Here is a 23,852-nt window from a genome sequence, read left to right on the forward strand (position 1 = left end):
TTCCTGGCCGCGGCCGCTGGCGCTTGCCCGGCCGAGGCGGGAGGTTCAGGCATGGCGCGGGACGACGGTGGCGCGGGTAGTGGTGGCGGCCGCGCCGCGAACGGATTGCAGTCCTTCGAGCTGGTCGTCGAGTCCTCGGCGCCCGCCACGGCCGTCTTCGCGTTGCTCGCCGACGGCGCGAGCTGGTCGTCCTGGGGCGGCCTGCTCGTCCCGCGCTCCCGCTGGTACCGGACGGGCACGCCCGCGCCGGGCGGCGTAGGCGCGGTGCGGGAGCTGGGCATGCGCCCCGTCCTGTCCCGCGAGGAGATCGTCGAGTTCGTGCCGCCCCACCGCCTCGTCTACACGATCGTGTCCGGCATCCCGGTCCACGGCTACAAAGGGATCGTCGAGCTCGATCCACTGCCGGGCGGCGGCACCCGCATCAGCTGGCGAGCGACCTTCGTGCCGGCCTACCGCGGCACGGGCCCCCTGCTGAGGCTCTTCGCCCTCACCGCGGTCGGCTCGTTGGCGCGCCACCTCGCCAAGGCGGCGGCCGCCGGCCGCACCCCCGGCGTGCCGACGGCGGTGCCCGCTCCCGGGACGACCCCGGACCGCTGAGGGCGCCAGCCGTCCGGCACCGGAACATCGGGCGGCGACAGATCGGGCAATACCCGCGCGAGCTGCGCCCGGTGTGACGGAAATGATCCGGCCCGCTGCTTCCCGTCGTAATTTCCTCATATTGACAAAATATCGCCACGGAGCGTGAAGAATAGTTTCGACAACTTTTACGGCGGGCAATCTCAGTGCTAGGGCGCCGTATGTATACATGCGGTCATGGCGCTTTTTCGTGGTCGTTCCGTTCCTTCGTGCCGTCCGGGTGGTGCCTCGCGCCTCCAGGTGCGTCTAGCCGGTTTGGTGGGTGCTGGGATCATTGCCGTCGCCCTGGTCACGGCCGGTCCGGCCGCCAACGCGGCCTCGGCGTCGACGACGCCGTCGTTCACCTCCGCCCTGGCCGCGAAGTGGCGTTCCTACCTCGCGACCAGGCCGGGTTCCGTCAGCGTCGCCCTTTATGACCGGAGTACCGGTCGGACCATCTACGTGACCAAATCCGTCGGTAACGGATGGGAAACGGCGAGCACGGTAAAACTGGACATCCTTGCCCACCTGCTCTCGAGAACCGGGCAAAACGGAAATCTCACGGCCGCGCAGCTGAAGCTGGCCAGGCCGATGATCTCGGTCAGCGACAACGCGGCGGCCAGTTCCCTGTGGAACCAGGCCGGCGGGCAGAGCGGGATGGACGCCTTCTTCCGCGAGCTCGGGACGACCGCGACGGCAGCCGGCGCCGGCGGCAAGTGGGGCCTGACGAAGACGACGGCCCTGGACCAGCTCAAGGTCCTGCGCGCGGTCTCCTACCCGGGCGCCGTCCTGTCCAAGAACGCGCGAGCCACCGCCACCGGCCTGCTGAACACGGTCGTGCCAGCGCAGCGCTGGGGCCTGACCGCCGGCGTGCCGACCGGCGTCTCCGTCCAGGTCAAGAACGGCTGGCTGCCCTACGACGGCGGCTGGGTGGTCAACAGCCTCGCCCACGTCCACGGGGCAAACAAGGACTACGTCATGGCCGTCTACACACGCAACAGCGCGACAGAGCAGACAGGAATCAACACCATTGCCGGCCTGTCGCGCCTCGCCTGGTCGACCGTGCCGGCCGCCTGACCCCGGCCGTCGGCTGTGCCCACGCCATCTGGGCACGGCCGATCGTCCAAGACCGGGAAGAGTTGAAGAATTTGTAACTATCCGGAACATTGCGCGTAGTCCAGGATATGTACAAATTCGGTCATGGTTTCCGGCCGCTCGGCCCGCCGACCCCGCACGCGGCGGCGTTCTCGCGCGCGGCTGGCGAGCCTGACGGTCGCGGTGGGGGCTGTGGCGCTCGCGACCCTCGGTGGCCCGCCCTTCACGGCCGCCGCTACCGCCGCTACCGCCGCTACCGCCACCGCGACGGCGACGGCGACCGACGGTCGCGCCGTGTCGACGGCCGCGGCCGTCGTCGTCGATCGGGCGGTATCGGCGAGCCCGACCGACGTCGCCGGCGACTCCGCGCTCGTGGGAGTTCTCGGCATCGACTTCGTGGTCGCGGCGTCGGCTGGTACCAGTTCGGCTGGCCCGGGTTCGGCCGGCGTGACGCCGTCGGCTCCCATCGCCGCCGCGACCGCTCCGACCGCCACCGCCGCGACCGCCACCGCCGCGACCGGAACCGCCCCGCCCGGAACCGCCCCGCCCGCGACGACACCCGCGTCGGCGCCGCCAGCGGCGACCTGGGAACCGGCGCCGGCCGGGCCGACGCCGACGCCGTCGGCGACCGCGAGCGGGCCACCCACCACGGCCGATCCGGACTCGTCGTTCGCGCCGGTCCTCGCGGCCGAGTTCCGCTCCTACCTGGCCACGCGTCCCGGCGCCGTCAGCGTCGCCCTGTACGACCGGACCAGCGGGCTGACCGTGGACGTCACGAACTCCACCCGGACCGGGTGGGAGACCGCCAGTACGGTCAAGCTCGACATTCTCACGGCGCTGCTCACCAAGACCGGTGAAAGCGGTCAGCTACCGGCCTCGCAGCTGCGGCTCGCCAAGCCGATGATCTCGGTCAGCGACAACGCGTCGGCGAGCGCCCTCTGGCGCCAGGCCGGTAGCCAGAGTGGGATGAACGCCTTCTTCCGCGCGTTCGGAATGACCGCGACCACGGCCGGCGGGAGCGGGGCGTGGGGGCTCACCAAGACGACCGCCTATGACCAGCTCCGCGTCCTGCGAGCCGTCTCGTACCCGGGTTTGGGCCTGTCCGCCAATGCCATGGCAACCGCCACGAGCCTGCTGGGCACGGTGGTCGGGTCGCAGCGCTGGGGCCTGACCGCCGGCGTGCCGGCCGGTGTGTCAGTGGAAATCAAGAACGGCTGGCTGCCCTATGGCGGCGGCTGGGTGATCAACAGTCTCGCGCACGTGCACGGGGCCGGCAAGGACTACATCATGGCCGCCTACACCCGCGACAGCCGAACCATGGGCATCGGCGTCGAGACCATCTCGGGCCTGTCCCGTCTCGCCTGGCAGTACGTCCCGGCAGCCCCGGTCCTGGACCCGAACGCGCCGCCGGAGCCCTGACCGCGCCGGCTCGGTTCCGGCGGCGCGGCGGCGATCGCCCAGGCCTCAGCCGCTGAAGCGAGCGACGGCGCGCATCTTGTTCATGGCATCCAGCGCGGCGACCTTGTAGGACTCGGACAGCGTCGGGTAGTTGAAGACGCTGTCGACGAGGTAGTCGATGGTGCCGCCACAACCCATCAGGGTCTGGCCGATGTGCACGATCTCCGTGGCGCCGGTGCCGAAGACATGGACGCCGAGCAGCTTGTGGTCGTCCGGGCTGACCAGCAGCTTGAGCATGCCGTAGGAATCGCCGACGATCTGGCCGCGGGCGAGCTCGCGGTAACGGGCGATGCCGACCTCGAACGGGATCGAGCTTTCCGTCAGCTCATCCTCGGTCTTCCCGACGTAGGAGATCTCCGGGATCGTGTAGATCCCAATCGGCATCAGATCGGCGCGCAGCCCGTGTACCTCCTCGCCGCAGGCCGAGTAGGCGGCGAGCCTGCCCTGCTCCATCGACGTCGCCGCGAGTGCGGGGAAACCGATGACGTCGCCGACGGCGTAGATGTGGTCCGCCTCGGTGCGGAAGTCGCTGCCGACCTTGATGCGGCCGCGGTTGTCCGCGGCGAGCCCCGCCGCCTCGAGCGCGAGCGCGTCGGTCAGGCCCTGCCGGCCGGCGGAGTACATCACCGTGTCGGCCGGGATCTTCTTGCCGCTTTCCAACAGGGTGAGCGTGCCGCCGTTGTGCCGCTCGACGGACACCACGGCCTCGCGGAACCGGAACGTCACGGCCAGGTCGCGCAGGTGGTACTTCAGCGCCTCGACGATCTCGAGGTCGCAGAAGTCGAGCATCCGGTCGCGGCGTTCGACGACGGTCACCTTCGTTCCGAGCGCGGCGAACATCGAGGCGTACTCGATGCCGATGACGCCCGCGCCGACGACGACCATCGAGCCGGGAATGCGGTCGAGGTTCAGGATCTGGTCGCTGTCGACGACGGTGCGGCCGTCGAAGGCGACCGTCTCCGGCCGCGCCGGCCGGGTGCCGGTGGCAATGATGATCTTCTCGGCGGAGATCCGGCGCACCTCGAGGCCGTCCAGCCCGGTGACGGAGACCGTGTGCGGGTCGAGGAACTTCGCCATCCCGGTCACGACCGTGACGTGGTTGCGGGAGAGCTGGCTGCGGATGACGTCGATCTCGCGGCTGATCACATGCTGCGTGCGGGCCGACAGGTCACCGACGGTGATGTCGTCCTTGACCCGGTAGCTCTGCCCGTACATCTCGCGCTGTGAAAGACCGGTGAGGTAAAGGACGGCCTCGCGCAGCGTCTTCGACGGGATCGTGCCCGTGTTGATGCAGACGCCGCCGATCATGTCGCGCTTGTCGACGATCGCTACGCGCCGGCCAAGCTTCGCGGCGGCGATCGCGGCCTTCTGCCCGCCCGGCCCCGACCCGATGACCAGGACGTCGTAGTCGAACATTCGGGCTCCCCCTCAGCGACCCGCCCCGGGTCCGTGTCGGCCGGCCCGCGTGCGTGCGTGCTGAGAGTATCCAGACTGAACGGGAAATAAGGCCACAGTGCTGGGGTTGTTACCCGCATTTTTCCGTCGCGGTTCCGTCGGCGACACCAACGGTGGGCCGCCGCCGGAGCCCGTAGCCCGCCAGCATGAGCCGGCGGCCCCCTGCCGATGCCGACGGAGGCGGCACGGGCCCCCGGAGTGGGGCCGGTCAGCCAGGCCGGACCGGGTGAGGTGGCACCCGAGGCGCGGGCTGGCGCCGTCGCGGGCTCGAGATCACTGCCAGTCCGGCAGGTACCACGACGCCGAGGCCAACTCGTCGCGCAGACTCTCGGCCAACGCCGCCACATGCGGTTCCCGCAACATGGTGTCGTGCGTGCCGGGCATTCGGTGAACGGTGGTGTGGCCCCGCAGCAGGCGTCGCCAGGCTGCTTCGTCCGCCTGGCTGTCCTGCTCGGCCATGTACAGCACAGTTCTGCCGTCGTAGGGACGGATACGGTAAAACGACGTCAGCAGCTCACTCTGCTTGAAGAAGCGTCGGTATGGGCTTGTGCCGGTCCGGATGTATCCCGTCAGCGCCAGTTCCGTCAACCAGCGCGGGGTCCCGCGGGTCGGACGGTACCCAGACGGCACGAGCCGCGGCCGCCGCGATTCTCGCCGGGATTCCTCCTCTGGCCGGGAAACCTCCCCGGATATCGGCTCCGCGTCGAACAGCGGCACCTTGCCGCCCGAGGCCAGGAAGGGAAGCCTGGTGTCAACGATGGCCAAAAGGGCAACCAGCTCGCCGGCGGCCGTCAGTCGTTTCGCGATGTCGTAGGCGACGAGGCCGCCGAAGGAGAATCCCACTAGGTGATATGGCCCGCGGGGCTGGACACGGCGTAGGTCGGCCAAATGCCGACGGGCATGCTGTTGCACGCTCCAGTCGGCCCGCGCGCGTTCTTCCAGGCCCCTTGCCTGAAAGCCGACCACGGTGCGTACGCCATCCAGACGGCGAGCCAGACGGAGAAAGCTCAATGCCATGCCGCCGCCGCCGGCGAAGCAGAACAGCAGCGGCGCGGAGCCATTCCCGACCAGGCGGACACAGGTCGCGCCTGGCGTGGCCGTCGGTGAGCGGTTGATCTTTTCCGCGAGTGCCGCGACCGTCGGTGCCGCGGCCAGGACCGACGGGGGGAGGTCGACGCGGAGGTTCCTGTTGATCTCGAGGATCAGCTGCTGCGCCACCACCGAGTCGCCGCCGAGTTCACCGAACTCCTCGAAGACCCCGATGTCGTCCAGGCCCAGCACCTGCCGCCAGACCTCCAGGAGGAGCGCCTCCGGATCCGTCCGCGCACGGGTGCGGTCCGCGCCAGCCCGTTCTGGGATGTCGGGCAGCGCCCGCCGGTCGATCTTTCCCCGTTCGGTGCGGGGTAGCGCGTCGAGCAGCAGGATCCCCGTCGGGACCATCCAGGGCGGGAGCTTCTCGCGCAGATGGCGGCGGATGTCGGCGATGGTCGTGCTCGCCTCCGGAACGAGCTCGACATAGGCGCAGAGCCGGGGCTCGCCGGTCGAAGGCGACGGCCGGCCGGTGGCCACGGCGGCGCGGACATCCGGCAGAACCAGCAGGGTGGCCTCGACCTCGGCCGGTTCGACCAGATAGCCGCGAATCTTGACCGCGGCATCGGCCCGCCCGGCGAGCCGCAGAAAACCGTCGTCGTCGACCTTGCCCAGATCCCCGGTTCGGTAGAACCGGCGGCCGTCCGGGGAGGCGCCGAAGCGCTCGGCGGTTCGCTCGGGGTCACCCAGATATCCAGAAGCGAGGTAGTCGGAGACGATGACGACCTCGCCGGTCTGACCTGGGCCGAGCACGGTGCCGTCTTCGTCCCAGATCTGCGCCTCGCGGTCCGGGACCGGCCTTCCCGCGGGCAGGGCGCCAGGAGGCATCGGCGACGTCCTGCCATACACGTTGAAGGCCAGGCAGCCGATCTCGGAAGCTCCCGTCCAGTTGGCGAAGACGGCCTCGTCGCTGAGGCGCGGCCAGAGCGCGGCGACGTCCCTCCCGTTGACCGGTTCGGTTGACGTCGTCACCAGTCGCAGATGGTCGAGGACACGGCCAGGCGGCAGGTCGGCCAGCAGCCTGCTCAGCAGCGAAGGAGCCATGTGCAACGTCGTCGGCCGCCGCTCGGCGAGCCAGGTGAGCGTACCGGCGGTGCCCGCCGAGCGCGGGTCGAAAAGACAGAGGGTGGCCGCGCTGCACAGCGCCCACAGGACGACCTCGAAGCCGGCCGCGAACGAGTACGGCAGCAACAACGCGACCCGGTCCGCCGGTGTGAAACCCAGCGCGGCGCATCCGGACCACGCGTCGCACATCACCATGCGCTGGCCGCGGATGACGCCCTTCGGGGCACCGGTGGACCCGGAGGTGAAGAAGATGGCGACGGCGCGGTCGCCTACGGGCGGCGTCGGTCCGGCGTGCGGGCCGTCATGGGCCGGGAGCGCGGTGTTCTCGGCCGTGGCCAGGGCCTCCGCGAGGAGGGCGACCCGACCGTTCGTGCCGGCGGCCGCGCGCGCCGCGTCCGCGTGCCTGGCACTGGTGAACAGAAGCGGCGCCCCGCTGGCCGCGAGCATGCTGGCCAGCCGCGCGGCGGGCGCCGTCGGGTCGAACTGCGTGAACGGCCGGCCGGCCTTTATCGCCGCAAGAAGTACGACAATCCCGTCCACGTCCTGTCCGAACAGGGTCGCGATCGGTTCCGTACCGGTGCCGAGCTGGGCCGTGATGACGTGGGCGAGGACGGTCGACCGGCGGTCCAGCTCGGCGTAGGTGATGCTGGAGTCCGCTGAGACGACGGCCACGCGTTCCGCCGCGGCCGCCGCGACCTCACCCACCCGGATCGCCAGCGAGCTTTTCTCGTATGCCTTTCCAAAGGGCGGGACCGAGATTCCCCAGGACTCCGTCGAGGTGACCGCGGTCATCTGCGGGTGATCCCTCCTTGGCATTACGTCTCGCTGGTGAGAACTGCTCCAGCCCCGACCACCGCGAACACCACGGGCCGACCGGCGGGCGCTATGCGTCAACAACGCGATGTTGATTCMTGTGTTGCGGCGTGATGCCGCGACAGATGGCCACGCCGGCGGCAAGCGTGGCCGGTCGTGGCGATACGTTAGCGCGTTGCGCTAGCGGAGCATAGCAGGCGGAGTTGACGCGCTGCCTGGATCTCTCCGCTCCGCGGCGAGGCGTTAGTCGTGTCAGTCGCCTCGTAACTAGTCGGCGGGTACTGGTCGGTGTCGGCGGTAAAAAGGATGTTGCGTGGGTCCCGCGGGCGGGAACATCCGCCGCGGGGCTCAAGGACGTCCTTCGCGCTCGGAGCATCCAACGCTCCCGGCCGGTCGGCGGCGGTGGCACGCGTGCTAGCGTCCGTCCTAGGTCAGGACGCGGTTGGGGGACACATGGCCGACGAGAATGCTCGCGGGGTTCTGGGGGAACTTCCGCGCCGTGCTATTCGGCGGCTGCGAGGGAACGATTCCCCTGAGGCCAAGACCCACTTCGTATGGAAAAGGGTCGTGCGCTATGCGCGCGGCCACACGACCCGACGTGACCCGGTCCTCGCGGATCTGGCCGCCGCGACGCGCGAGCTCGACGGGCCGAAATGGCTTCCCATGATGGAGGTCCCCCACGAGCAGGGAGTCCTGCTGACGATCCTGGTGGCGGCCGCGGCGCCCGCGCAGGCCATCGAGATCGGTACCTTCACCGGTTACTCGGCGCTCTGTATCGCCCGGGGGCTGCCGCCCGGTGGGCGGCTGCTGTGTCTTGATGTCGAAGACAGCTATACCGCGGTCGCGCAGCGGCACTGGAAGGCGGCCGGCGTCGATGACCGGATCGAGCTGCGCATCGGGCGGGCCGTGGACAGCTTGGCCGAGCTCCCCGAGCAGCCGACCTTCGGGCTCGCGTTCGTCGATGCCGACAAGGAGTCCTACATAACCTATTGGGAGCAGCTCCTGCCGCGGATGCTTCCCGGCGGGTTGATCCTGATGGACAACGTGCTGTGGCATGGGCGGGTGGCCTATCCGTTCCTTCTCGGGAAGAAGGAGCGGAAGCTGCGCCGGTTCAACGACCACGTCGCGGCGGACCCCCGCGTCGAGCACGTGATGCTGACGGTGGGCGACGGCATGACGGTGGCGCGGGTCCTGTCGTGATCTTCTCCGGGACGGGTACCGCGTTCACCTGACCGCGCGGAGGCCGCGCTCCGGAGTGGCACCTGGCCGCCCGCCGGCCGCGCGGGCGGGCGCGGGCGGGCGCGGGCGGCGGGCACCGACCGGCCGCGTCACCGGGTCGCCGCCATGATCGCGGCGTGGACCCCGTGGGGCGGGCGCTCTGATCCGGGACCGAGTACGGCCGGAGATCGTCAGAACGGGACCGTCGAGTAGGCCTGCAGTTTCGTGAGCTGGTGCTGGCTGTCGACGCGGCGAATGGTGCCGCTGCGCGAACGCATGACCAGCGACGACGTGTTCGCGCCGCCCGGCCGGTAGCGCACCCCGGCAAGCAGCTCGCCGTCGGTGATGCCCGTCGCGACGAAGAACACGTTGTCGCTGTTCACCAGGTCCAGCGTGGTCAGCACGCGGGTGGTGTCATGGCCGGCGGCCTCGACCTTGCGCCGCTCGTCGTCGTCGCGCGGCCAGAGGCGGCCCTGGATCACGCCGCCGAGGCAGGTCACCGCGCAGGCGGTGATGATCCCCTCCGGCGTGCCGCCGATCCCGAGCAGCAGGTCGACGCCGGTGTCCGCGGAGGCGGCCATCACGGCGCCGGCGACGTCGCCGTCCGAGATCAGCTTGACGCGCGCACCCGTCGCCCGGATCTCGTCCACCAGCTGGGCGTGCCGTGGCCGGTCGAGCACGACGACGGTGACGTCGCGCGGGTGAATGCCCTTGGCCTTCGCCACCGCGCGGACGTTGTCGTCGACGGAGGCGTCGATGTCGACGACGGCGGCGGCCTCCGGGCCCGTCACGAGCTTGTCCATGTAGAAGCAGACACTCGCGTCGTACATCGTGCCGCGCTCGCTGACGGCCATCACCGAGACAGCGTTGTTCATGCCCTTGGCCGTCAGCGTGGTGCCGTCCACCGGGTCGACGGCGACGTCGCACTCCGGGCCCTCGCCCGAGCCGACCTCCTCGCCGTTGAACAGCATCGGGGCCTCGTCCTTCTCGCCCTCCCCGATGACGACGACGCCGCGCATCGAGACGGTGCCCACCAGCCGGCGCATCGCGTCGACGGCGGCGCCGTCGGCGCCGTTCTTGTCGCCGCGGCCCACCCAGCGGGCGGCGGCGAGCGCGGCGGCCTCGGTCACCCGGACCAGTTCTAGAGCCAGGTTGCGATCAGGTGCCTGACCCTGCACGGCAAGCGGTTCGGGGACTGCCCGGCTGTCATGTGCCACAGCTGAAGACTAGTTCGCCGGCCCGGCCGCCGCCTGCGGTTGTGACCGCCATCCGATCTCGCCGCAAGGCGCGACGGACCGCGGGCGCCGCGGTTACGGGTGGGCACGGACGGGTAAGGGCGCGGGCGGCCGTCATGCCCCCTCCGCACGGCGGCCGCCCACGCGTCACGTCCGACGCGCGCCTCGCCGGAAAGGTTGCGCCGACGTTTTCGTGTCGCGCGCCACGCTCCGCCCGCCCGCCCGCGCTCCCCCGGCCGTCCGCCGTTTCGCCGACCAGCATCATGGGAGGGTGGCACGCAAGCGTGGTCAGGAGACCATTCGGGACATGGCACTCTCGCTCGCCGTCGTCATGGCGGGCGTCTTCGCCTTCGCCTTCTTCGTCCTTCCGCGCGGCGACGACGAACAGGCGGTCAAGGTCGTCGACAATGCCGACGTCTCGGTCACCTCGTTCGCGCGGCAGGCCCCTTACCAGGTGCTCGCGCCGGCCGGCCTCGCCGATGACCTGTGGAAACCCACCTCCCTGCGAGTCCAGGCCCCCGGCGCGGTCAAGGGCGTCGACACCGGCCTCACCGTGCTGACCATCGGCTATGTGGTCGACCGCAAGGGCGACCGGACGTTCGCCCGCTACGAGGTGAGCAACGCGCCGGACGCCGTGCAGCGTCTGCTGGGCAACCGCCCGGTGACCGGCCGGCGCACGATCGCCGGTGCGACCTGGGACGAACGCCGCGCCGACGACGGCCACCTGGCCCTCACCCGCACGGCGGGCGGCTCGACCGTGATCATCGATGACGGCGACGGCTCCGGCGGCGCGAGCTCCGCGGACCTCGAGGCGCTCGCTGGTTCGGTGCGCCCGGTCTCGACGTCCGCCGCCTGACCCTCGACCGCTTGACCATCCGGCCGTGACCGCCCTGGACCGCGCCCGCCGGCCGGCGGGCGCGGTAGGTCAACCGCTGTCAGGGCGACGGGCGCCCCGGCCCTGGCTGGGGTTCGGCGGCGGCGATGCGGGCCCGGGCGCCGTCGAGCAGGGCCTGGCAGGTTCTGGCCAGTTCCTCGCCGCGTTCCCAGAGCGAGAGCGACTCCTCCAGGGTGACGCCGCCCGCCTCCAGCCTGCGCACGACGTCCTCCAGCTCCGCGCGGGAGTCCTCGAACGTGGGTCCGCCCCCGGCGGGCCTGCCGGGCCGCGCGGCGGCCTGCTCGGTGCTCGGCTCGGTCAAAGCGGGGCTCCTTGGGGTTCTCGGGCGGGGGTGGGTTGGCTGGAGGCGGGGCCGGCTGGGTCGGGGACGGCGGCCGGGTCGGGGACGGCGGCCGCTTTGGTGACGACCGCTTCGAACGAGCCCGCCGCGACCCGGATCCGGAGCGCCTGGTCCGCGGTGAGCGTCGCCGGGTCGCGGACGAGGGCACCGCTGGCCGCGTCCTGTACGAGCGCGTAGCCGCGATCGAGGGTCGCCGCCGGCGAGAGGGCGCGCAGGCGGGCGGTGGCGTGGACGACGTCGCGGCCCGCGACGTCGACGGCGTGCGTCACGCAGCGCCGCGCCCGCCGGGCGAGCGCGTCCACGGCCTCCGCCCGCCGATCCAGCTCCCGGTACGGCGCGGCGAGCACCGGACGGCCGCGCAGGTCGGCGAGCGCCCGATGTTCCCGCTCGATCCGCTGCTCGACCACCCGGCGGGCGCGGGCGCGCAGCTGCGCGACGATCGCCCCCTGTTCCGCGACGTCGGGCACCACCCGCTTGGCCGCGTCCGTCGGGGTCGAGGCGCGGACGTCGGCGACGTAGTCGAGCAGCGGGCTGTCCTGCTCGTGCCCGATCGCCGACACGACCGGGGTGCGCGCCGCGGCGACCGCGCGCAGCAGCGCCTCGTCGGAGAACGGCAGCAGGTCCTCCAGCGAGCCGCCACCCCGGGCGATCACGATGACCTGTACCTCCCGGTCGGCGTCGAGTTCGCGCAACGCGTCGATCACCTGGCCGGCGGCGAGCGGCCCCTGCACGGCGACCTCGCGGGTGACGATCCGCACCGCCGGCCAGCGCCGCCGGGCGTTCTCCACGACGTCGCGCTCGGCGGCACTCGCCCGCCCGGTGATCAGCCCGATCGCCGTCGGCAGGAACGGGAGCCGGCGTTTGCGGGAGGCGGCGAACAGGCCCTCGGCGGCGAGCAGCTGGCGCAGCGCCTCCAGCCGGGCAAGCAGCGCGCCCACGCCGACCGGCCTGATCTCGAAGACGTCGAGCGACAGCGTGCCCCGCCCGGCGAAGAACGACGGCTTGCCCCACACCACCACCCGCGCGCCGTCGACCAGCGCCGGCCCGACGGCGTCACACACCGCTCGCGCGCAGGTGACCTGCAGCGAGACGTCCGCGACCGGGTCGCGCAGGGTCAGGAACACCGTGTTCATCCCAGGCCGGCGGGAAATCTGGGTCACCTGCCCCTCCACCCAGACACGCCCGAGCCGTCCTATCCACTCACCGAGCGCGCGGGACACCGTCCGCACCGGCAGCGGCTGTTCGGGGCTCGATGTCAACGCCACGCCCGCACCGTAGGACATACCGACGGGCAGATCCCGGCCCTGTCCTCCCTGGCGCGTGGCCTTGGCACGGTTTTCCACCTGGTGACGGCGTGTTCCCGGGTATGCCTTGCTCATCACACTGCGGGCCCGCCGTGGCACGACGCGCCGTCRACCGGCCGACACCCCCATCCGGAACTCTTCGCGGTCCAGGCCGCTGACCAGGCACGACAGGTGGAAGCGCTGAGTAGGACGGAAGCCGGCAACGCGTGACGCACCGGCAGCCGGTCTTCCCGCCGGGCCCGTGCCGCGTAGACTGCCGAGACATGGGGCGGGTCCTGCTGGCCAAGCCGCGCGGCTACTGCGCCGGTGTCGATCGAGCGGTTCAGACCGTGGAGAAGGCACTGGAGCTGTACGGCGTTCCGGTATACGTGCGCAAGCAGATCGTGCACAACGCTCACGTCGTCAAGACGTTGGAGGCGAAAGGCGCGATCTTCGTTGAGGAGACGGAAGAGGTGCCGCACGGCGCTACCGTCGTGTTCTCCGCACACGGAGTAGCACCCACGGTGCACGAGGAGGCGACGGAGCGGAAGCTCCGCACGATCGACGCCACGTGCCCGCTGGTGACCAAGGTTCATCATGAGGCGCGCCGGTTTGCCCGTGAGGACTACGACATCCTGCTCATCGGCCACGAGGGCCATGAGGAAGTCGTGGGCACGACGGGCCAGGCGCCGGACCGGATCCACCTGGTGGACGGGCCCGAGGACGCAGCTGGGGTGGCGGTGCGTGACCCCAAGCGGGTTGCCTACCTCTCCCAGACGACGCTCTCGGTCGACGAGACCATGGAGACGGTCGACGCGCTGCGCGAGCGGTTCCCGCACCTGACGGGCCCGCCGAACTCCGACATCTGCTACGCGACCCAGAACCGTCAGGTGGCGGTCAAGGAGATCGCTCAGGCGGTCGACCTGATCCTGGTCGTCGGCTCGCCGAACTCGTCGAACTCGGTCCGCCTGGTCGAGGTCGCGCTCGACGCCGGTGCGCCGGCCGCGTACCTCGTCGACAACAGCGAGCAGGTGCAGGAGCAGTGGCTCGACGGTGTGGAGACCGTCGGCGTCACCAGTGGCGCCTCGGTGCCGGAGGAGCTCGTCACCGAGCTGATGGCCTGGCTCGCTGACCGCGGCTTCAACGACGTGGACGAGGTCACCTCCACCGAGGAGCACCTCCTTTTCGCCCTCCCGCCGGAGCTCCGCCGCGACATGCGCTCCAAGGAACGCGCCGCCGGCTGAGCCACCGGGGTGACGCTCGCCCACGCTCACTGAGCGTGGGCGCGCCGCGCCGGCTGTTCGTGTGCCTGGACTGGTGCTTGTCGGCCGGGGCCGCGGTCGGGAAGTGCTCCGACGCACCTGTGGCAAGGACCAAGCCTCGAACGGGATGAGTACGCGGTCTTCCGTTCAGGGCGGTCGCCCATCGAGCGCTAGAACGGCACGCCGCCCCGCCAGATCGATACGGGCCCGACAGTCATGGTCTGGGGAAAGGCCGTCGACGCGGGGTTACCGGCGCCGATGGCGATGTTCAGCACGAGGTACTGCGGCTTGCTGAACGGCCAGTCCCATCCCGAGGCCCGCGCGTCGTCGGCCCAGATCCGCATGTGTTCGCGCCGGTCGACGTAGAACCGCACGGTCTGGCCATCGAAATAGACCCCGTAGGTGTGGGGACGGGCACGTAGGTTCTTCCCCAGGTCGACGGAGCCGCCGGCGTCGCCCCAGCCGAACTCGGCTTCGGTCCGCGGGTCGGCCGCCATGGACATATGGGCCGCGCTGTGCACCCAGGTCGTGTCCTCGCCGACGACCTCCATCACGTTCAACTCGCCGGACCGCGGCCAGCCGACCTGTCGAATGTCGCCCCCTACGAGCCAGAACGCCGACCAGACGCCCGCCCCCACGGGCACGTCGATCGATGCCTCGACGTACGAGCCCGGCTGCACGGCGACCTTGCCCTCGGTGCTGAGCCGGGCGCTTGTGTAGTGACGCGGGATGCCGTCCGGGCCGGTGGCGTCCTCGCGGTACGCGGTGATCCGGAGATGGCCGGCGCCATCGACCTGGGCGTTGGCGGCGCTCGCGGTGTACGTCTGCAACTCGTTGTTGCCCCAGCCGTTGCCGCCGATCTCGTGGTTCCACTCGGCCGGGTTCGGCGACCTGCCCGCCGGGCCGGCAAAGGACACCACTCTGGTCGGCKGGCCGTTCACCCGCGCAGGCCCGGGCGCGGCCACCCGCCGGACGCTCGCGGCGGCAAGCTGGAAGTGGAAGGACCCGGTCGCGGGCAGGTCCACGTACAGGGATGTGCCGGAACCGCCGGGCGCCGTGCAGACAAACGTCCGGGACAGCAGGTGCCAGGAGCGGTCCGCGAAGCCGCCGTACTGGCTGACCTCCGTCGGCCGCTGCTGGTAGTGCCCGTCACCGAGCAGCATCCCGACCTTGCCACTCGCGGCGTCGGCGTCGCGAACCCACAGCTGCATCCGGTAGGTGCGACCGATCTGGAAGTACTCTTCGGGCGTCCGGAGCGAGATCAGCGCCCACGCCCACGTCCCGTTCCCGCCGCGACGGCTGACGTCCACCGCGGTCGTCCCACCGGCGGGTCCGCTGATCCCGGTGACGCGCCTGAGCTGGACGGGGCCGGAGTCGGACTCGGCGCGCCAGCCCGACAGGTCGGTGCTCGCGGACTCGTTGAGGACGGCGTTCTCGGCGAGCACCGAGGTGGCGGGCGTCGGACCCGGGCCCGACGTGTCGGGGGCGCCCGCCTCCTGGCCATTCGCGGCCGCCACCGCCGAGGCACCCCCCGACGGCGCGGCTTCGCTGGCCGGAGAGACGCGGGTGCTCCTGGGGGCGCGGGTGACCTGCACCAGGACGACGGCCGTGGCCGTCAAGACGACGGCGATGGTGAGCGCGACGACTCTGCGCCGCTGACCGCGTCGGCGCCGGGCGACGTGCCTCGGTGAGGCAGGCGCCCCCACGCTCGCGGACTCGGGCGGAAGGCCGCCAACCATGGATCCTCCCGCCATTGGCCTGGTACGCCGGAAATAGTAGATCTATCTGGCGGGGGCTATGTAGGTGGTCCCGGTTCGCCCGTGGTGTCGCGGTCAGGATCGGGATCGGTCCAGCGCGGTCATCCCGCCCGCGCCGCAAAGCGGTCCGGTTCGAACCGGAACAGCACCGTCCCGTCATCCTCGCGGGTGACAGACCAGTACGGGGAGGCGCGGAAGGCTTCGCGAAGGGCGGCGAAGCGGTCCGGCAGGTCGGTCCCGTAGGCCCAGCCATAGTCCGACGACACCGGCGACCACACGGCGTACAGCTCGTAGGGCCCCGGCGACTGGTTCTGGACATACGTGACGAACCGGGCGGTGAGGCTTGCCATCTTCGCCGAGCCAGTGAGATTTTCGTCCTCGGGGTCGGCCGGCGTCGGCAGGTCCTGGACTCGCAGGCCGGTCGGACTGCCCGAACTGCGGGCCGGGGAAACCGGCAGGTCGCCTGGCCCCAGGCTGAACATGAAGAACTTCTCCTCGGGGTGGGCCTCCCCGTACGCCTGGAAGTACCGGACCGTTCTCAGGTCCCCGCCACGAATGACGTTCACCGCGTCCAGCCCGAACGCGGCCACCAGGAACGTCGCGGTCAGCAGCGCGGACACGCCGAACCACGGCAACCGCCGGAGGCCGGCGCGGGATCGAGGGAAGACGCTGGCCCCGAGCAGCGCGAGCCAGGGTATGGCGAACAGCATCGCCCGGAAGATGCCTTCGTTGCCGTACGGGTTCACGGCGACGAGGACCAGGCCGACCGCCGGGCAGCATGCCTGCGCCCACGCGGCCAGGTCGCGCCGTCTGCGGACCAGCGTGACGAGGGCCGCCACGCCGAGTAGCAGAACCCCACCGCAGAGCGCCCGCACCGTCTCGCCGACGATGGGCAGCCGGGCGAGTCCCGTCATGTTCGTCGTCGAGGGCGGCTTGAAGTTCTGCGACTGCCCGATCTCGCCCAGGTTGATGAAGCCGCTGACCGCGTTCCAGTGAACGAGTGCCCACAGCACCGCCGGTCCCAGGAACAACGCCGGGATCCAGAACGGGCGCGCCTGGCGGAACACGACCAGCACGACCAGGACGCCACCGACCACGTAGGGGCTCAGCTGGTGGGTGACCGCCAGCAGGCAGCCGGCGGCGAGCAGGAGGCCGGCGCGCGTCCTGGAATGGCGCTTGGTGAGCGCGAGCCCGAACACGGCGAGCCCCACGACGAAGCCGACGGACTGGGGCGAGAAGTAGTCCGCGCCGATCGGGTCCGCGAGCACGGCCAGCGTGACCGCGACCCAGCAGTGGTAGGAATTGTCGAGCACCTTCCCGGCGAGATAGCGCAGGGCGGCCACTCGGAACACGCCCAGCAGGGACGGCCAGAACGTGGCGAGCCCGAGCGGGTCGCGGATCCCGGTGACGTCGCAGAGCCAGGCCATCGCCGCGAAGAAGCCGGACCAGTAGTTGTAGACGTCGACGCTTGAGTCGAGCCGGTGGATCGAGCGGATCTGCTGTACCAGGTCGATGTGCTTCTCGGCCGACTGCGAGCGGGGCCCGTCGTAGACGAGCGAGGGCGTGAGCGTCAACACCACCGTCAGCAGCAGCACGGCGATGGCCAGGTCGCGTTCGTTCTCTCCGGAATGAAGGACGATCGCTATCAGAATGAGGGCCAGGCCCACGAACCACAGCGGCCCGATCAGCGGAACAAAGCCGTAGAAACCGGGGTCCAGATGGCGATGGGTGAACGCGGAGACCACGCACAGCAGAGCTCCCGCCGTCGCGCAGAGCACCGGCCAGGACTGGCCTGTCGATCGGCCGCCCGGCCACTGCCGGCGTAGCCAGCCGCCGATGCCCTGTGGCCCCAGGTCGCGCATGGCCAGCCGGATGCCGGCCGCGTGCGCCGGAACGCTCGCGGCCGCGACGATGACGAAGGCGGCTATCGGGTGCCAGGCATGGGTCTCGACCATGGCGACGGACACGAATACCAGCACGCAGAACCCGGTGACCATCGTGAGGGTCATCCGCGTCGCCAGCCGGACGAACCGGTTGAACGCCCACGGCGCGGACCCGGGACCCAGCAGGCAGAATGCCAGCAGCGCCCCGAGCCGTGGGCCGTCGGCGCCAAGCGCCGCGGCGACGCTCCCCACCGCCAGCAAGGCCAGACTTCCGGCCGACAACGCCAGCCGGGCCGCGGCGGTGCCGGCCAGGACGGCGTCATCCGCGAGCCCGGCGGGCGCTGGAGGCGCGCCCCGGCGCCCGCCTCGCCGGATGGTGATAGTCGCTGGTTCCGTGTAGCGGCTTCGCGTGGGCGGCGGCGCGTCGCCGTCGCCCACGCGAAGCCGCATCGTCGGCTCCGCGTCAGTCGATGCGGCCCGCGGCGCCGGATCCTGTGCTTCCTTGGACCCCGCCCACCGCGGCCGCTCGGTCTGCCCTGCGCCGGTCGCCGACGCGGCGTCGTGGCGAAGACCGCCTCGAGCGCGCCACGGCGGAGGCGGAATCCGAGCTGGGCCGGCGTCTCCCGCCGTCACCGGCGGCCGACCGCGCCGACGGCCGCTGGAAAGGCATGTTCGACCACGCGCACCAGCGGTCCCCACGGCACGACCAACATTGTCCCCCCGATTGGCTCATGCTTGCGCGCCCGTTTCTGCCACGACCGTTTCGTTTGGGCGGCCACATAACGACGGTGCGTGACCGTCGCCACTCGTCCGAATCGGGATCCGGTGCTCGCGCTTGTCCCGCTCGCTATGTGTTCCATATCACGGCTACCGGCCAGATGGCGGCGGGGTCAGCGTAGCAGGGGCACTCTCGCGCTGGTCCCGTGACTAACCCGCCGAGGAAGGTGATCGGTCGCTCTTCTCGCCAGGCATCACCCGTCCGCACCGACTTTGACGCGTCGATGAATCCGGATTGAGGCGTTGGCGCCGGGGGGTGGGCCGGGACACCGGGCCCGCTGGCCGGCGAGCGCTACCACAGCGCGGGGCTGGATGGYGTGAGACTCGTTAGCCTGCGGAAGGGCGGGACGCCGGCCGGGGGCGTGGCGCGGCCGCCACCACAAAGGCGGCGGCACCACCCGCACATGACCGAAGATAGCCGGGGCAGTGTCGAGGACKACGACGGCCGGTTCAGGACGAGGGGTATCGAGCAGCATGACCGAGCAGGAGTACCGGATCGAGCACGACAGCATGGGGGACGTGCGGGTCCCGGCCAGCGCGAAGTGGCGGGCACAGACCCAGCGCGCGGTCGAGAACTTCCCGGTCTCCGGGCAGCGCATCTCCCGGGCGCACATCGCCGCCCTGGCTCGGATCAAAGCGGCCGCCGCGACGGTCAACGCCAAGCTCGGAGTGCTCGACGGCGAGATCGCCGAGGCAATCGCCTCCGCGGCCGCCGAGGTCGCCCGCGGCGACTGGGACGACCAGTTTCCGCTGGACGTGTTCCAGACCGGCTCCGGCACGTCGTCAAACATGAACACCAACGAGGTCATCGCGACGCTCGCCAGCGAGCGGCTCGGCCGCCCGGTGCACCCGAATGACCATGTGAACTGCTCCCAGTCGTCGAACGACGTGTTCCCGTCGTCGATCCACATCGCCGCGACCCAGGGCATCGTCGCCGAGCTGATCCCGGCGCTCGAGCATCTGGCGGCGTCGCTGTCGCGCAAGAGTGAGCAGTTCGCCGACGTGGTCAAGTCGGGGCGTACGCACCTGATGGACGCGACCCCGGTCACCCTGGGCCAGGAGTTCGGCGGCTACGCCGCGGCGGTACGCCTTGGCGTCGAGCGGCTGAACGCGGCGCTGCCCCGGATCGGCGAGCTGCCGCTGGGCGGAACCGCGGTCGGCACCGGGATCAACACCCCACCTGGCTTCTCCGCGACCGTCATCTCCGAACTGGCGGCCAGCACCGGACTGCCGCTCACCGAGGCGCGCGACCACTTCGAGGCGCAGGCCTCCCGGGACGGCCTGGTCGAGGCATCCGGCGTCCTGCGGGTTGTCGCGGTGTCGCTGTACAAGATCTCCAACGACCTGCGCTGGGCATCCTCCGGCCCGCGCGCGGGCCTCGGTGAGATCCACCTGCCTGACCTGCAGCCCGGCTCGTCGATCATGCCCGGCAAGGTCAACCCGGTCATCCCGGAGGCGGTCTGCCAGGTGGTCGCCCAGGTCGTCGGCAACGACGCCGCCGTGGCGTTCGGCGGCTCGGCCGGCAACTTCGAGCTGAACGTGATGCTCCCGGTGATCGCCCGCAACCTGCTGGAGTCGATCCACATCCTGTCGACGATCAGCCGCCTTTTCGCGGACCGCTGCATCGACGGCATCGAGGCTAACGTCGAGCGCTGCCGCCGGTACGCCGAGTCGTCACCGTCGGTCGTCACCCCGCTGAACAAGTACATCGGCTACGAGGAGGCCGCGAAGGTCGCCAAGCAGTCGCTCGCCGAGGAGAAGACCATCCGCGAGGTCGTGCTGGAGCGAGGCTACGTCGAGGCCGGCAAGCTCACCCTGGAGCAGCTCGACGCCGCCCTCGACGTTCTCTCCATGACCCACCCCTAGCGGCGTGCCGGCGGCGGCGCCCCCGGCCGGCGCCGCCGCTCTGGTTGATGCCACGCCAACGCCAGGACCGTTGGCGTGAATCGCTCACGTCCGCTGGCATTCTTGCCACGATGGGAGTCGGCGGATCTCGCCGGCTCAGCCCGATCTGTCGAGCCGTCGTCTGTCATGTCCGTGAAACAAGAGCGGTAACGGCTGTCACCTCTCGGGTGCCGTCAGCCGCCGTGCCCGTGAGCCGCGCCCAGCCGTCATCAGGTCCTCGGCCGGTTGGGGCGCGGCTCACCCAGTCCGCCCGCGTCATCAAGGTGGCCGACCTGCGCTGCTGCTAGACTGACCGCGCCGGCAGCCGGCTGGAATGCCGTAGGCCGGCGCGCGACGGTTGGGGGAGTTCGTCGAAATTCCAACACCACTTGACGTCGCCACGTCGCCACCGTCCGGCGCTCTCGTCGAGGGTAATTGGTCGGCGCGGAATGTGAATATGGGCCGTGTCGCATAGCCCGGCCGGCACGTAAGCGACGTCGGTGGGGATCCCGGCCGGGGTGACGCGCATTCATCCAGTCCCTCACCCTGCGTCGGCCGCTTGTCGGGCTGCCAGTAGTCGGGGGCGAAATGGTGTCGGTTCCGCCGCGCGGCGAGCCGCTGAAGAACGGATCGGCTCCGGGTCGGCGGTCGCGGGTTCCGCGGGCCCGCGGAACCCGCGGTGGCGTCGCCGCCGCCTCTGGCCCCGGCTGGCTCACTCGGCCGAAGAGGACCGCGAAGCCCGAGCCGGCTCGAATCCGCGGTTCTTGCCCGACCGTGTCTGGCCGCGCCGGCGCTGACCTGGCCCGCCAGGGCGCGTCCGCGCGCCTGGCGCCTGGCCAAGGACCGCGGCGATGAGTTCTGGCGCCTCGGACGAGACAGTCTGGCTCCGGTCGCTGCCAAGGTCCGAGCCGCTGATTCTCGGAGCGGCCGACGCGACCATGTGGCTGCGCTGGCAGCCGCCGACCCGGCCGGCCGCGACCGCGACCGCGCCCGCGGACGGGCCGCGGGCCGGTCGAGCCGGAGCGGAGCCCGACTCGTCCGTGCTGCTCGAGCCGCTGCGGGAGGTGGGCGCCGGCGCGGGCCCGCGGGGAGTACCGGAGCCGCGGCCCGCCGCGGAGGCATCGAGTTCGTCCGACGACGCCGTCGCGCGCGAGGTCTCGGGGATGTTCGGGCGCGACTCCCTCTACATGCTGCTGTGGGCCGTCCAGATCGTCGGCGCTGCCGGGGTGACTCCCTTCGTGACCCGGCTGATGGGAGCGGACGAGTTCGGCGCGGTGGCCGCGGCCAATGCCGTCATGCAGGTGCTGTTCCAGGTGGCCGGGCTTGGCCTGCAGACGGCGATCCAGTGGAAGTACGCGGATTCGGCGGCTGGCAGCTCGGACGGCCCGGCCGAGGCCCGCAGGCTGCTCACCTTGTGCATCCTTGCGGCGACGGCGATCACCTGGCTCGTCGACACGACCGGCCGGTGGTGGGCCCCGTCGCTGGGATTCGAGCACTACGGCGGGGCGCTGCGGCTGGCGGTCTTCTGGGCGGGCATCGCGGCCGTGACCAACGCCCAGCTGGCGCTGCTGCGCAGCCAGGACCGGCTCCTGGGCTTCGGGCTGGTGAGCATGCTGCAGTCGGTCGTCGCCGAGATGGCGAGCCTCGCGCTCGTCGCCGTGACGACGCCGACCGCGACGAGCTTCATTCGCGGTCAGCTTGTCTCGCAGATCGCCGCCACCGCGCTCGCCGTGTTCCTCGTGGTGCCGGGACGGCTGGGACCGCGGGACCGGCGCCTCGTGGGGGCGAGCCTGGCCTATGCGCTGCCGCTGGTGCCGGCGGTGCTCGCCACGCTCGTGCTGAACGCGGGCAACCGCTTCATCGTCCAGAGCCATCTGGGCCCCGCCGCCGTGGCTCGCTACCAGATCGCCTACAACATCGGGTCGCTGCCGACGCTGCTGCTGTCGGTGCTCAACTCGGCGTGGATGCCCCGCATCTTCGCGGTCTCCGACCCGGCCACTCGGGCGGCGGTGCTCGCGGCGAGCCGGGACGCCCTCTACCGGCTGCTGTCGCCCGTGCTCGTCGGGCTCGCGCTCGCGGCGCCCCTGCTGCTGCGCACCTGGGCGCCCGCGGGTTACGGCCCTGGGCAGTTGCTCGCCATCACCTCGATCGTGATCGTCTGCGCGGTGCCGGCGACCGCCAGCCTCGCGCCCACGCGGGCGCTCATGGCGGCGGGCGCGACCGTCAGCATCGCCGTCGGGACCGCCATCGCCGCCGCCGGCAACATCGCCCTCAGCCTCGTGCTGGTGCCGAGGCTCGGCCTGTCAGGCGGTGCGCTGGCGACCGGTGCCTCCTACTGCCTGTTGCATGGCTTCCTGCTGGCAAGGGCGCGGGTGGCCGCGCCCACTGCCCGCACGAGCCCGCTGATCCTCGTGGAGCTGGGCCTCGTCGTCGCGGCGGTGCTGGGGCTGAGTCTTGTCCCGGCCGACGGCCCGGTGGCATTCGCGGGTCGGGCGGTCGCGATGCTCGCCGCGCTCGCCTGGTTCGGCGTCATCTTCCGAATGATCGCCCGTGGAAAGGGCGCCGCTCGCCCGGCGGGCCGCCGCCGGGCGAGCGGCCCGCGTCGGCACGAGGCGCTCGAGGCGGCCCCGAGGGCACGCCACCGCGCCGACAGCCACTCGCGGCCGGTCCCGACGGCCGGACCGGCCGGGCTGCGTGCCGACCTACCCGAGCAACCCAGCCGGCGCTACGAGGAGGCGCCGACCATGCAGCTGTCGTGGCGTTCGCTTGGAGGATGGAGATGACCTTGCTCGCGGCGGTGGTCATGGCGCACACCGACCCGACCCACCTACGGCGGCTGGTCTTGGCGCTCGACGACGTGCCCATCTTCCTGCACTGCGACGCGCGTACGCCCGAGGCCACGTACCAGCGGATGACCAGCCGGCTACCCCTGCGGGTGACGCTCTGCGCACGCCAGCCGACGACGCTGTCGAGCTGGTCGCTGGTGGACGCGGAGCTGCGCGCGCTGCGCGTGGCGCTCGCCCGTACGTCAGCCAGGCATATCGCGGTCCTCTCCGGCGCCGACTATCCGTTGCTGGCAATGCCGGAGCTGGAGCGTGAGCTCTCCCGGTGGGACGGTTTCTCCTGGCTGTGGAACGTGCCGTTGCCATACCGGCCGTGGAGCACCCCGAGGCATCCCGACGGCGGCCTGTGGCGCCTGCGGCGGAGGTTCCTCACCTGGCGTAACCAGGTGATGTTCGTCAAGGACGTGCCGTTGCGCCTGCCGGTCAGCCGGTCGATTCCGGCTGACCTGGAGCCGCGGGCCGGCTCGCAGTGGAAGATCTACGCCCGTCACCACGCCGAGGCTCTTGTCCGGCTGATGGACGGGCGGCCGGACCTCGTCCGGTACTGGCGCGGCACGCTGGTTCCGGACGAGACCTTCGCCGCGTCGATGCTGGGCAGCCGCTCGCTGCTTGGCTCGGACGCGCTTCCGGCCTGCTACAGCCATCCCTGGCACATGGCGTGGCCGGCGGGTGGCGCGACGCATCCGGGCTGGCTGACGATGGCGCATTTCGACGACCTCGCGCGCGCTCAGAAGGAGCCCCCCGCCGATCCGGTGACCTCGTTCGCGGCTGTCGCCGGCGAACCGCGGGAGCACCGCAGGCTCTTCGCCAGAAAATTCGGTACGGCCGTGGACACAGACGTCCTCGACCGCATCGACGCCGAGCTGCGAGCCTGACCAGCCCCGG

General features: G+C 71.2%; 16 protein-coding genes. 9 read left to right on the top strand and 7 right to left on the bottom strand.

What is annotated here, in order from left to right; all coding sequences use genetic code 11:
• Nucleotides 1-51: 51 nt before the first annotated feature.
• From BCD49_RS12745 to BCD49_RS12755, 3 genes are all read left to right on the top strand, one after another.
• Nucleotides 52-597: an SRPBCC family protein gene (locus BCD49_RS12745; RefSeq protein ID WP_007511547.1), complete on the top strand. Its 546-nt coding sequence runs from the start codon at nucleotides 52-54 to the stop codon at nucleotides 595-597.
• A gap of 297 nt (nucleotides 598-894) precedes the next feature.
• Nucleotides 895-1,692, top strand: a complete 798-nt coding sequence (locus tag BCD49_RS12750) for a serine hydrolase (RefSeq protein WP_007511549.1) — start codon at nucleotides 895-897, stop codon at nucleotides 1,690-1,692.
• A gap of 210 nt (nucleotides 1,693-1,902) precedes the next feature.
• Complete coding sequence (locus tag BCD49_RS12755; RefSeq protein WP_007511551.1) at nucleotides 1,903-3,129, top strand: serine hydrolase; 1,227 nt, start codon at nucleotides 1,903-1,905, stop codon at nucleotides 3,127-3,129.
• A 45-nt stretch (nucleotides 3,130-3,174) separates the two neighbouring features.
• On the opposite strand, the gene sthA is transcribed toward BCD49_RS12755, so the two are convergent.
• Together sthA and BCD49_RS12765 are read right to left on the bottom strand one after the other, a co-directional pair.
• On the bottom strand, nucleotides 3,175-4,584 hold the full coding sequence (sthA, locus tag BCD49_RS12760; protein WP_007511553.1) for a Si-specific NAD(P)(+) transhydrogenase: 1,410 nt from the start codon (nucleotides 4,582-4,584) through the stop codon (nucleotides 3,175-3,177).
• Between the two features lie 312 nt (nucleotides 4,585-4,896).
• The gene (locus BCD49_RS12765; RefSeq protein WP_007511555.1) at nucleotides 4,897-7,569 is read right to left on the bottom strand and encodes a non-ribosomal peptide synthetase; all 2,673 of its coding nucleotides are present in this window, start codon (nucleotides 7,567-7,569) and stop codon (nucleotides 4,897-4,899) included.
• Nucleotides 7,570-8,043: 474 nt separating this feature from the next.
• Between BCD49_RS12765 and BCD49_RS12770 the strand changes: the two genes are divergently transcribed.
• On the top strand, nucleotides 8,044-8,790 hold the full coding sequence (locus tag BCD49_RS12770; protein WP_007511558.1) for an O-methyltransferase: 747 nt from the start codon (nucleotides 8,044-8,046) through the stop codon (nucleotides 8,788-8,790).
• Between the two features lie 209 nt (nucleotides 8,791-8,999).
• Here BCD49_RS12770 and glpX read toward each other — a convergent pair whose 3' ends face one another.
• Entirely contained in the window at nucleotides 9,000-9,986 is a 987-nt protein-coding gene (glpX, locus tag BCD49_RS12775) for a class II fructose-bisphosphatase (RefSeq protein ID WP_007511560.1), read from the bottom strand.
• Between the two features lie 328 nt (nucleotides 9,987-10,314).
• Between glpX and BCD49_RS12780 the strand changes: the two genes are divergently transcribed.
• The gene (locus tag BCD49_RS12780; RefSeq protein WP_083401415.1) at nucleotides 10,315-10,899 is read left to right on the top strand and encodes a DUF4245 domain-containing protein; all 585 of its coding nucleotides are present in this window, start codon (nucleotides 10,315-10,317) and stop codon (nucleotides 10,897-10,899) included.
• Between the two features lie 79 nt (nucleotides 10,900-10,978).
• On the opposite strand, the gene BCD49_RS12785 is transcribed toward BCD49_RS12780, so the two are convergent.
• Nucleotides 10,979-11,239 carry an exodeoxyribonuclease VII small subunit gene (locus BCD49_RS12785; protein WP_007511564.1) on the bottom strand — a complete coding sequence of 87 codons (261 nt, stop codon included), beginning with the start codon at nucleotides 11,237-11,239 and terminating at the stop codon, nucleotides 10,979-10,981.
• Nucleotides 11,236-12,543 carry an exodeoxyribonuclease VII large subunit gene (gene xseA, locus BCD49_RS12790; RefSeq protein WP_051466777.1) on the bottom strand — a complete coding sequence of 436 codons (1,308 nt, stop codon included), beginning with the start codon at nucleotides 12,541-12,543 and terminating at the stop codon, nucleotides 11,236-11,238. Before xseA ends, BCD49_RS12785 begins: the two co-directional genes overlap by 4 nt.
• A 302-nt stretch (nucleotides 12,544-12,845) precedes the next feature.
• Between xseA and BCD49_RS12795 the strand changes: the two genes are divergently transcribed.
• Nucleotides 12,846-13,805, top strand: a complete 960-nt coding sequence (locus BCD49_RS12795) for a 4-hydroxy-3-methylbut-2-enyl diphosphate reductase (RefSeq protein WP_007511568.1) — start codon at nucleotides 12,846-12,848, stop codon at nucleotides 13,803-13,805.
• A gap of 188 nt (nucleotides 13,806-13,993) precedes the next feature.
• Here BCD49_RS12795 and BCD49_RS12800 read toward each other — a convergent pair whose 3' ends face one another.
• Nucleotides 13,994-15,562 carry a family 16 glycosylhydrolase gene (locus BCD49_RS12800; protein WP_071041511.1) on the bottom strand — a complete coding sequence of 523 codons (1,569 nt, stop codon included), beginning with the start codon at nucleotides 15,560-15,562 and terminating at the stop codon, nucleotides 13,994-13,996.
• 119 nt (nucleotides 15,563-15,681) lie between these two features.
• Nucleotides 15,682-17,913: a hypothetical protein gene (locus tag BCD49_RS12805; RefSeq protein WP_007511572.1), complete on the bottom strand. Its 2,232-nt coding sequence runs from the start codon at nucleotides 17,911-17,913 to the stop codon at nucleotides 15,682-15,684.
• An 801-nt stretch (nucleotides 17,914-18,714) separates the two neighbouring features.
• Between BCD49_RS12805 and BCD49_RS12810 the strand changes: the two genes are divergently transcribed.
• From BCD49_RS12810 to BCD49_RS12820, 3 genes are all read left to right on the top strand, one after another.
• Nucleotides 18,715-20,106: a class II fumarate hydratase gene (locus BCD49_RS12810; protein WP_007511574.1), complete on the top strand. Its 1,392-nt coding sequence runs from the start codon at nucleotides 18,715-18,717 to the stop codon at nucleotides 20,104-20,106.
• Between the two features lie 869 nt (nucleotides 20,107-20,975).
• Nucleotides 20,976-22,907, top strand: coding sequence for a lipopolysaccharide biosynthesis protein (locus tag BCD49_RS12815; RefSeq protein WP_007511578.1), 1,932 nt, complete (start codon nucleotides 20,976-20,978; stop codon nucleotides 22,905-22,907).
• Nucleotides 22,904-23,842, top strand: a complete 939-nt coding sequence (locus BCD49_RS12820) for a beta-1,6-N-acetylglucosaminyltransferase (protein WP_007511580.1) — start codon at nucleotides 22,904-22,906, stop codon at nucleotides 23,840-23,842. The genes BCD49_RS12815 and BCD49_RS12820 overlap by 4 nt, the downstream gene beginning before the upstream one ends.
• The last annotated feature ends 10 nt before the right edge of the window (nucleotides 23,843-23,852 follow it).

The organism is Pseudofrankia sp. EUN1h, from assembly GCF_001854645.1.
Classification (GTDB): Bacteria; Actinomycetota; Actinomycetes; order Frankiales; family Frankiaceae; genus Pseudofrankia; species Pseudofrankia saprophytica.

Excerpts from the sequence above, each read along its gene's own strand:
- BCD49_RS12745 (WP_007511547.1), top strand. The coding sequence starts at position 52 with ATGGCGCGGGACGACGGTGGCGCGGGTAGTGGTGGCGGCCGCGCCGCG.
- sthA (WP_007511553.1), bottom strand. The coding sequence starts at position 4,584 with ATGTTCGACTACGACGTCCTGGTCATCGGGTCGGGGCCGGGCGGGCAG.
- BCD49_RS12765 (WP_007511555.1), bottom strand. The coding sequence starts at position 7,569 with ATGACCGCGGTCACCTCGACGGAGTCCTGGGGAATCTCGGTCCCGCCC.
- BCD49_RS12770 (WP_007511558.1), top strand. The coding sequence starts at position 8,044 with ATGGCCGACGAGAATGCTCGCGGGGTTCTGGGGGAACTTCCGCGCCGT.
- BCD49_RS12795 (WP_007511568.1), top strand. The coding sequence starts at position 12,846 with ATGGGGCGGGTCCTGCTGGCCAAGCCGCGCGGCTACTGCGCCGGTGTC.
- BCD49_RS12805 (WP_007511572.1), bottom strand. The coding sequence starts at position 17,913 with ATGCGGCTTCGCGTGGGCGACGGCGACGCGCCGCCGCCCACGCGAAGC.
- BCD49_RS12810 (WP_007511574.1), top strand. The coding sequence starts at position 18,715 with ATGACCGAGCAGGAGTACCGGATCGAGCACGACAGCATGGGGGACGTG.
- BCD49_RS12815 (WP_007511578.1), top strand. The coding sequence starts at position 20,976 with ATGAGTTCTGGCGCCTCGGACGAGACAGTCTGGCTCCGGTCGCTGCCA.
- BCD49_RS12820 (WP_007511580.1), top strand. The coding sequence starts at position 22,904 with ATGACCTTGCTCGCGGCGGTGGTCATGGCGCACACCGACCCGACCCAC.